At 64.1% G+C, this 3,316-nt stretch carries 1 protein-coding gene; it reads left to right on the top strand.

Features of this window, described 5'->3' with window-relative positions:
• The coding region (locus HWE17_RS28330; protein WP_176391099.1) for a condensation domain-containing protein at nt 1-3,316 on the top strand (3,316 nt) is incomplete at both ends.

Below are 3,316 nucleotides of genomic sequence, written 5' to 3'. Positions count from 1 at the left end.
CAATATCGACTACCTGGGCCGACTGGATCATCAGGTCAAGATCCGCGGTTTCCGTATCGAGCTAGGCGAGATCGAGGCGGCGCTGGCCCAGCATTCCGCGGTGTCGCAGGCAATCGTGATGGCGCGCGAGGACGTGCCGAACCAGAGGCGGCTGGTCGCTTATCTCCATACCCATGCCGACAAACTGGTTGCCGAACTCAAGCCAGGCGCGGACCACACTGCGGACTGGGGCGATATCTGGAACCAGATCTACGAGCAGCCGGCCGTATCGGAAGACGAAACCTTCAATACCGTCGGCTGGACCAGCAGCTATGACCGCCAGGCCATCCCCGAGCATGAAATGCAGGAATGGGTCGGTGAGACCGTCGAGCGCATCCTCGGCCTGAAACCGGAAGGGGTGCTGGAAATTGGTTGCGGTACCGGACTGTTACTGCACCGGATCGCGCCGCATTGCAAGCGTTATTATGGCAGCGATATTTCCGACATCGTTATCGGCAAGCTGGCGGCGCAACTGCGCGCGGACGAGCTGCAAGGGGCCGACGTGCGCCTGTTCGCCTATCCGGCCGACCGTCTGGCCGAGATCCCTGCGGCCGGCTTCGACACCGTGATCATCAACTCGGTGGCCCAGTACTTCCCGAATTTCGCCTATTTGCAGGATGTGCTGGCGGCCGCCATCGGCAAGATCGGTGCGCAGGGCAGGATCTTCCTGGGTGATATACGCCACTTCGGTCTGCACAAAGTATTCCATTCGTCGATAGCGCTGCACCATGCTCCGCAGTACAAACTGGGTCAGGTGCGCCAGGCCGCCGCGCGCGGCCTGAACCGGGAAACCGAGCTGCTGGTGGACCCGGCTTACTTCCACTCGTTGCGCGCGGCCTTCCCGCAGATCAGTCGGATCGAGACCTTGCCTAAGCGCGGGCAGGCGTTGAACGAGATGACTCGCTACCGCTTTGACGTCGTCATTACCATCGGCGAGGTGCAATCGCACAGCGCGCCGGTGTGGCAGGCGTGGAGCGAGCTGCGGCAGGACATGGCGGGGCTGGAGACACAGCTGGCGCAAGGGGTAGAGGAACTGGCCATCAAGGGCATCGCCGACGAGCGCGTGGCCTACGACGTCGCCGCCTATGCCAAGCTGGCCGAGCTGGGCGAAGAGGCGACGGTCGCCGACCTGCGCCGCGTGCTCTCTGCCGAGCAAACCACCGGCGTGGCGCGTGATGCACTGGAACTGCTGGCACGGCAACATGGCTATTGCCTGCATCTCCAGAGCGCTTCGGGCAGCCAAGGCCACCTGCATGCCGTCTTCACGCGGACCGACCGCGTGATCGACTGGAGCGAGCTGTACAAGGGAGAGGTGCAGCATGCGAATCAGCCGCTGCCATCCCAGTTCCATGCGATGCTGCAGAAAAGCATCGTGCAGCATCTGCGCCGCACACTGCCGGAATACATGGTACCGACCCACTTCATGGTGCTCGACGAGATGCCGCTCACGTCGAACGGCAAGGTGGACCGCAAGGCGCTGCCGGCGCCGGACACCGCCAGGGCGGATGGCGGCTATGTGGCGCCAGGCACCCGCATCGAGAAGAAAATGGCGGAAATTTGGGCGGCGGTGCTGCACCTTGATCGCGTCGGCATCCATGACAACTTCTTCGAACTGGGCGGGCACTCGCTGCTGGCGATCGGCCTGATCGAGCGCATGCGCGATGCCGGCATGGAAACCACGGTACGCGCGCTGTTCGCGGCGCCGACCATCGCCGGTGTGCTGCCAGCGCTGGGACGCGAGGAACGCGCCGTCGAGGTGCCGCCCAACCTGATCCCGGCCAATAGCCGGGTGATTACCCCCGCGATGCTGACGCTGGCGGACCTGGATGAGGACGAGATTGCCAATGTTGTCGCGGCGGTACCGGGCGGCGCCGCAAATATTCAGGATATCTATCCGCTGGCGCCGCTGCAGGAAGGCATCCTGTTCCATTACCTGGTCCAGGAGCGGGGCGACGTCTACCTGTTGCCGACGCTACTGGCCTTCGACGAACGCGCCAGGCTCGATGCCTTTGTCCAGGCGCTGCAAAAAGTGATCGCGCGGCATGACATCCTGCGCACGGCCATCGCATGGGAAGGGCTGCGGGAGCCGGTGCAGGTTGTGTGGCGCCAGGCGCAGGCGCTTGTCGAGGAAGTCAGCTTTGATCGCTGCGACGGCGACATTGCCGCCCAACTGAAGGCGCGCTTCAGCCCTGGTCATTACCGCATCGACGCACGGCAGGCGCCTTTGACGCGCGCTTTCCTGGCGCATGATCCGGTGAATCAGCGCTGGCTGCTGCAGGTTATGCAGCACCACTTCGCCTCCGACCATGCGACGCTGGAGATCATCATCGAAGAAATCCAGGCGATCCTCGCCGACGAGGAGGCGGGCTTGCCGCCGCCGGTGCCGTTCCGTCATTTCGTGGCGCAGGCCCGCCTGGGCCTCAGCCCGGAAGAACATGAGGAGTTCTTCCGCGAGATGCTGGCCAATATCGAAGAACCCACTGCGCCTTTTGGCCTGGTCGGCGTGCAGGGAGACTGGGCCTCCATGAAAGAGGCCAGCCGGCATATCGGCGCCGGGTTGGGCAACCGGATTCGCCGCCAGACGCGCAAGCTCGGCGTCAGCCCGGCCAGCCTGATGCACCTGGCGTGGGCGCAAGTGCTTGCGCGCCTGACTGGCCGCCGCGATGTGGTGTTCGGCACGGTGCTGTTCGGACGCATGCGGGGCGGGGTGGATGTTGACCGTGTGCCTGGCGTATTCATTAACACCCTGCCGATTCGCCTGGCGGTGGGGCCGGAAAGCGTGGCGCATGGCGTGCGCCATACCCACGCCCTGCTGGCCCGGCTGGTGAACCACGAGCATGCCCCCTTGGCGCTGGCGCAACGCTGCAGCGGCATCGAGGCTCCCGCTCCCTTGTTTACGGCCCTGCTGAACTATCGTCACAGCACCCTCGGCGAAGCGCTCAACACCCATGAGGCATGGCGCGGAATCGAGAACCTGGGCACGGAAGAGGGCACTAATTATCCTGTCACGTTGTCGGTGGATGACTTTGGCGACGATTTCCTGTTGTCCGTCCAAGTCAACGCGCAGGCTCAGCCCGAACGAGTGTGCAGCTACATGCAGACGGCGCTGGAGAACCTGGTTGAAGCGCTGGAGCGGTCGCCGCACATGCCGACGGTTGCCGTCGAGGTGCTGCCGCCGCATGAACGCGAACAGTTGCTGCTGGAGTGGAACAGTACCGCGCATGCGCAGGAGCACGCGCACGCGCACGAGCAGACCTTGCATGGCCTGTTCGAACAA

The organism is Janthinobacterium sp. BJB401, from assembly GCF_013372745.1.
Taxonomy (GTDB): domain Bacteria; phylum Pseudomonadota; class Gammaproteobacteria; order Burkholderiales; family Burkholderiaceae_D; genus Janthinobacterium; species Janthinobacterium rivuli.
This window is presented reverse-complemented; position numbering and strand designations above follow the sequence as displayed.